General features: G+C 56.7%; 5 protein-coding genes. 3 read left to right on the forward strand and 2 right to left on the reverse strand.

Going from position 1 to position 6,249, the window contains the following annotated elements; genetic code table 11:
* Positions 1-71 precede the first annotated feature (71 nt).
* Complete coding sequence (locus tag MJA45_RS03425) at positions 72-518, forward strand: chemotaxis protein CheX (protein ID WP_315605902.1); 447 nt, start codon at positions 72-74, stop codon at positions 516-518.
* A gap of 127 nt (positions 519-645) precedes the next feature.
* Here MJA45_RS03425 and cdaS read toward each other — a convergent pair whose 3' ends face one another.
* Both cdaS and MJA45_RS03435 read right to left on the reverse strand, forming a co-directional pair.
* Positions 646-1,281, reverse strand: a complete 636-nt coding sequence (cdaS, locus tag MJA45_RS03430) for a sporulation-specific diadenylate cyclase CdaS (RefSeq protein WP_315605903.1) — start codon at positions 1,279-1,281, stop codon at positions 646-648.
* Positions 1,282-1,492: 211 nt separating this feature from the next.
* On the reverse strand, positions 1,493-3,880 hold the full coding sequence (locus MJA45_RS03435) for a type IA DNA topoisomerase (protein ID WP_315605904.1): 2,388 nt from the start codon (positions 3,878-3,880) through the stop codon (positions 1,493-1,495).
* A gap of 198 nt (positions 3,881-4,078) precedes the next feature.
* On the opposite strand from MJA45_RS03435, the gene MJA45_RS03440 reads away from it, so the two are divergent.
* Together MJA45_RS03440 and MJA45_RS03445 are read left to right on the forward strand one after the other, a co-directional pair.
* Positions 4,079-5,059 (forward strand): sugar kinase, encoded by a 981-nt coding sequence (locus MJA45_RS03440; protein WP_407083102.1) that lies wholly within the window; start codon positions 4,079-4,081, stop codon positions 5,057-5,059.
* A gap of 33 nt (positions 5,060-5,092) precedes the next feature.
* Positions 5,093-5,755, forward strand: a complete 663-nt coding sequence (locus tag MJA45_RS03445; RefSeq protein ID WP_315605905.1) for a bifunctional 2-keto-4-hydroxyglutarate aldolase/2-keto-3-deoxy-6-phosphogluconate aldolase — start codon at positions 5,093-5,095, stop codon at positions 5,753-5,755.
* Positions 5,756-6,249: the final 494 nt, after the last annotated feature.

Genomic DNA, 6,249 nt, shown 5'->3' on the forward strand with positions numbered 1-6,249 from the left:
GAAGGACCTCCTGGGACTGCCCACTTTTCGGGTGGATGCCAAATCCCAACAAGTTAGAGAGGCGATTTCCTTTGAAAGCTGCTTACATTAATCCGTTTCTGTCCTCTTCGGTCCATGTGATCGAATCGTTGATTCAGATCCGCCCTTCCCTGGGGGAATTGAACATCAAGTATATCGACTTCTGGGATGATTATGTCTGGCTCCGGATCGGCATTGTCGGTGAGATGAAAGGCGATATCGTCTTCGGGTTTCCCGAGAAGGTGGCGCTGCGGATTGCTTCCGGCATGATGGGCGGGTACGTCCTGACGGAATTCGATGAAATGAGCCGGAGCGCTATTTCCGAGCTCGGCAACATGATCAGCGGCAACGCCAGCACCCAGCTGTCCAACCAAGGCATTTCCATTGATATCACCCCGCCCTCTTTCCTCGAGAAGAGCAGCGCGGACCAGAAGAAAGCCTTCAGCGTACCGCTTCGGCTGGAGAACATCGGAGAATTCGATATTTACGTGATTGCTTAGAAGAGGCCCGGCAAGGGGCGGTACTGAAACATAGAAGAAGAGACCGGGACGAGGAGTCCCCGGTCTCTTTTGTTGTTTGGGAGTCAAAAGCAGGGGAAGGGAGGACATCGGTGGTAAGAAAGAACAGCTAATGAACAGGCTCGTTCTCCGATAAGGGCATGAACGGATAGAGCCGGCCGCCCATAGCGAAAGAGGAGGATCCGGTCTCTTCGGATACGACGATGACCAGAGCATCGCATAGCTCCGTTAAGCCGATAGCCGCCCGGTGGCGGGTACCCAGCTTTTTAGGACCGGCTTCGTAGTTGGACAGGGGAAGAATGTTGGCCGCCGAGACAATTTCGCTGCCCCTGACCAGCACGGCCCCGTCGTGCAGCGGGTTGCCGACATAGAAAATGGATTCGAGAAGCGAGAAGGTAAACCGGGCACCGAGAGGAACCCCCTGATGGATCAAGGAATTGACGGAATCTTTGCGTTCGATAATGATCAGGGCGCCGTGCCGGCGTTCCATGAGATGGCGGATGCAGAAGGATAGCTCTTCGTATTTTTCCGTATAAGGAGCCAGGTAACAGTTGAGATAGAAGGAAGAGGCCTGGGATTGCAGCCGGATAAACCTTTCGCGGATATCGGCCAGCTCGCTCAGCATGCAGCAGTGTTCGTTATCCAGGGAAGCGGCATGTGTTTTCAGGTCCTGAAGAATTTCCTGAAGGCTCGAACGCAAAGCTTCCTTCAAGGGGGAAAAATCGCAAGGTGACGTTTCCGTCATGGGGCACCTCCGTCCGGTCGTTTCTTTATAGAGTGGCCTGCTTCGTTTCAAAATAACCGCCAAGGTCCTCTTCCCCTGTAACTTCCTACCCCGGGACAGGCTCCCCTGCCTTATCATTAAAAAGGCCGCTTCCTCTCGGAAACGACCTGGGGGAACGCGGCTTATAGAGATACCTTTATCCTAATCCTGCATTACAGCCTACCTAGCCGGGTCATCCGCGGCTGTTGCTAAATTCCAGACCAAGCCCTCCCGTTTCGGGATCTTTTAGAACGATCCGGGCTTCGTACGGGGTTCCTTCCTTGTTGCGGAGCTTGAGCACGGAAGTTTTTCCTTTCTCGATAAGGGTCCGGACCATGCTGTCCGTGAGGGTCTTGCCGAAGGAGCTCTTCCAGATGACGAACTTGCAGCCCGCTTTGTAGTGGCTGCAGCCGTAGCCTTTGCGGCCCATGAAGATCCGGCCGCCGCAGCCCGGCCTTGGGCACGCGGCGATCGTGCCTCCGGCTTCGGCACCCGCGGCCCCGCCGCTGGAGGCCGCCCGCGTGCGGCTGCCCGCCCCGCCGGCCTCGGCTGCGCCTTCGCCGGCGGGGCCGGGGCGTGCAGCGGCCGCCACGGCCGGCTCCGCGGCCCCGGCCGCGCTCCGCGTTCGCCGCTGCCGCGCGCCGGTTGCGCCGTCGGCGCCCGCCTTAGCGGCCCCTGCTCCGCGAGCCCGCGAGCCGCGCCGGCCGCCGCTCTTCGGCGCGTCCGGGTCGCCGAACGCAGACTTCTCCGCCCGGGCCTGGCCGCGCACCTTCTCCACGATGAGCGTGGCGAACTGCTTCACCTTCTCCATGAAGGCCTCGTCCGACGCCAGGCCTTTGGAGATCTCGTTCAGGCGGCGCTCCCAGTGGCCGGTCATTTCCGGCGAGGTAAGCAGCTCGACGCCCGCCCCGCGGATGAGCTCAATGGCGGTGCGGCCTTTTTGCGTCACGGTGATCTTCTTGCCCTGCATCTCGATATATCCGACCTGCTTGAGCCTCTCGATCGTCGCCGCCCGCGTGGCCGGCGTGCCGAGCCCCGATTCTTTCATCGCGTCGCGCAGCTCCTCGTCCTCCACCTGCTTGCCGGCGCTTTCCATCGCTTTAAGCAGCGTTCCCTCCGTATAGGCTTTAGGAGGCTGTGTTTCCTTTTCCTTGGCGTTGGCTTCCGTGCAGGTTACCGGCTCCGCGGCATTAAGGGAGAAAGGGCCGGTGGTTTCCTCCTCGCCGTCATCTTCCTCTTTTTCTTTGTCTTTGCTTTTGGATTTGGCCTTATCCTTCCCCTGATCGGCATAGATGATCTTCCAGCCCAGGTCCAGCAGCTGTTTGATCGACGTTTTGAACGATTCCTTTTCCACCTCGGTCATTACGGTATGGACCTTGTACTGGGCGGCGGGGTAGAAGTGGGAGAGAAAACGCCGTACGACGAGATCATATATCTTCTGCTCATCGGGACTAAGCCCGGATGCCTTCTTGTGGGTAGGCAGAATGGCATGGTGATCCTCCACCCGGGCCGGGTTGCAAACACTCTTGTTGTTGCGGTGGACGAAGCTTTTGTTCGCCCCTTGAGCGAACGTTTCGTACGACGTTCCCTTCAGCATGTCGAGCGCCCGGTGCATCTCGGGAATGTTCTGCTCGGTGACATAGTTGGAGTTCGTCCGCGGGTAGGAGATGACCTTGTGCTTTTCATACAGCGCCTGGGCGAGATCGAGCGTTTTTTTGGCGGAGAACCCGAGCTTGGCATTGGCCTCGCGCTGCAGCAGCGTTAGGTCGTAAAGCTTGAATGGATACTCTTTAGTCTCCTTAACGTCGTAGCTCGCAATGGTACCGGGCTTCCCTTGAACCTTTGCGGCAAGCTCCTCGGCTTTTTTGGGATCCGTCAGCCGGTCTCCCTGCCATAGACCCCGGTACGTCGACCCTTCCTGGGCAAAAAAAGCCTCCACCTCATAGAACTTCTGAGAGGAGAACGCCTCAATCTGGATTTGACGGTCGTACAGGAGAGCCAGCACCGGGGTTTGGACCCGGCCGACGGACAGCAGGACATTGTGCCGGGTGGTAAAAGCCCTCGATCCGTTCATCCCGACCAGCCAGTCCGCTTCGCTCCGGGCCCGGGCGGCCAGCGTCAGGTTCTCGAATTCGGAGCCGTCCCTAAGCTCGGCGAAGCCCCGGCGGATCGTCTCCGGAGTAAGGTCCGAAATCCAGAGCCGCTGGACAGGCTGCTTCAAGCGCAGATGCCGCTGAATGAGGGAGAAGATATGCTGCCCCTCCCGTCCGGCATCGCAGGCGTTAATCAGCCGGTCGCACTGCTTGGCCAGGTCGGCGATGACCTTCAGTTGATCCTTCGTTCGGGGGTTCGGGATCAGCTTGAAGTGGTCGGGGATGATCGGCAGGTCCCCTAAGTTCCATTTTTTATATTTGTCATCATAGTGGTCCGGTTCGGCAAGTCCGATCAGATGGCCGATGGCCCAGGTGATGATATACGTTTCGCCTTCGAGATGCGTTCGCTTGTTGGCCGCCTTCGGTTCGATCGCTGCCGCGATGTTCCGGCCCATGTCGGGCTTCTCGGCAATCACCAGCGTTTTCACAGGCAACCCTCTTTTCCATTATTGGTACTACTAGAGTAGTAGATGATAGGGGAAGAAGCAAGAAGAAGGACTCCTTCCTCCCAGCGGGGAAAGGGAATGGGGCAGCCCGGTTCTTTTCACTTCCGGCCCCTTACACTATAATGGAGAAGGAAAAAGGTTTCACGTCATAACTAGTTAATAGAATAGGTAGGTGCACACGTGAACAAGGAAGCGACGGAATCGGGCCTGAACCGGGAAGGGCCGGAGGTGGTGACGTTCGGAGAGACGATGGCTTTGTTTATGCCGACCGGACCGAAGGGGATCGAATATTCTCCTTTGCTGGACAAGCTTTTCGGAGGGGCGGAGAGCAATGTCGCAATCGGACTGGCGCGTCTCGGCCATAAAGTCGGCTGGTTCGGAAGGCTCGGGAGCGATCCGCTCGGCCGCATGATTTATAAAAGAATCCGCGGGGAGGGCGTGGACGTGTCCCGCTCGGTTCTGACCAATGATGCTGCTACGGGACTGATGCTCCGCGAAACGGTATCCGGTAAGAGCTCCGTCTATTATTACCGGCGAAACTCCGCCGCGAGCGGAATGAAGCCGGAGCATTTGGATGAGTCCTACATAGCCCAGGCCCGCATTCTTCATGTGACCGGAATTACGCCGGCTCTAAGCGAGTCCTGCCGGGAGACCCTGCTGGAGGCCATCCGCCTTGCCCGTAAGCACGGGACGAAGGTATGCTTCGACCCGAATCTGCGGCTTAAACTATGGAGCGCCGACCAAGCAAAAGAAGCGCTACTTCCTCTGGCGGAACAAGCGGATTATTTTCTGCCCGGGCTTGATGAGCTTAAGCTGCTTTACGGAACGCAGGATTTTAGCGAAATAGAGAGCCGGCTCCGCAAGCTTACGGGAACGTGTATCGTCAAGGGAGACCGAGAAACCCACATCGTTGGGAAGGACAGGACCATTTCGGTGCCTTTCTTCCAAGTGGATAACGTGGTGGATACGGTGGGGGCGGGCGATGCTTTCTGTGCGGGCTTCCTGTCCGGAGTTCTTCGGGAGCTGCCGGTGGAAGAAGCCGTCCGGCTCGGCAATCTGCTGGGATCGCTCGTCATTCAATTCGAAGGGGATTGGGAGGGGCTTCCCACAGCGGAGCAGGTGGAGGCTGCCCTCGGCAACAAAGCCCATATCGAACGCTAATCCATTACTCCTCAGGAAGGCAGGTAGTTTACAATGAAAAAAATTAAGCTCCTTCAGCAAATCACCGAGCAGGGGGTCGTAGCCGTTCTCCGCGGGGAAACCCCGGAAGAAGTGGTGGAGATGGCCGAACAGGCCATTGAAGGCGGGATTAAAGTAATAGAAGTAACCATGACGGTTCCTTTTGCCCTGCGGGCTATTGAGGATTTGGCGAAGCGGTACTCGAGCACCTCGTCCGATCCTTCCCAATTCGCCATTATCGGCGTAGGCACGGCCCTGGATCCGGAAACGGCGAGAGCGGCCATTCTGAGCGGAGCGGAATTTGTGGTCGGGCCTTCGTTGAACCCGGCTACCGTCACCCTGTGCAACCGGTACCGGATTCCCATTATGCCGGGCTGCATGACCATCCAAGAAATCCAGACGGCTCTCGAGCTTGGCGTGGACATTGTGAAGCTGTTCCCAGGGAATCTGTTCTCCCCTTCCATGATTAAGGCCATTAAAGGTCCGCTGCCCCAGGCTAATATTATGCCTACAGGGGGAGTCTCTCTATCCAATTTAGGCGAATGGATAAAAGCGGGCGCCATCGCCGTCGGCATCGGCTCCGACCTGACAGCCGACGCCGTCAAGAGCGGCGATTACAGCCTGGTCGCCCGCAAAGCTTCCCAATACATCGAAGCCTACAAAGCGGCCAAAGCTTAAACGGCCCGCTGTCTAAGGCTTAGCGGAGAAGGAAACCGGCGATCCGCCGGTTTTTTTTGTAGCTAGGTGAATTCCATATTTTGTTGTTGCAATAGGTGAAGGGAATATGGTACATTACTTCTCGGCCCGAAAGCAGGTAAGCCGCTGAACGGCCAAAGAGTTAGGATGCGGGCGGCTGACAGTTAAAACCAGTTGCCAAGCGCATAGGAAACATGATATATTCTAAGTCCGGCGAAATTACTTGATAATTCCGATCGGAAAAGATGGCGATTGCGGATGATTAGCCGATTGATGATTGGTAAAAAGAAGTAGTTGCAATCATGAAACAGAATATGATATATTCTAACTCTGGTCGCGAAAGTGACCAAGCAAGGAATTGCCCTTTGAAAACTGAACAACGAGTGAGTTAAGCAATAGCGGATTTATCCGCAAACGTTAGTTGTTCGCTGCTAATTCGTGCCCGTCACGAATTAGTCAGCACAATGAGCAAGTCA

It is taken from the genome of Paenibacillus aurantius (genome assembly GCF_032268605.1).
In the GTDB taxonomy this organism is placed as follows: domain Bacteria; phylum Bacillota; class Bacilli; order Paenibacillales; family NBRC-103111; genus Paenibacillus_AO; species Paenibacillus_AO aurantius.

What these genes read in the sequence shown, in the direction of transcription:
- MJA45_RS03445 (WP_315605905.1), top strand. Translation starts at nt 5,093, where the DNA reads ATGAAAAAAATTAAGCTCCTTCAGCAAATCACCGAGCAGGGGGTCGTA.
- cdaS (WP_315605903.1), bottom strand. Translation starts at nt 1,281, where the DNA reads ATGACGGAAACGTCACCTTGCGATTTTTCCCCCTTGAAGGAAGCTTTG.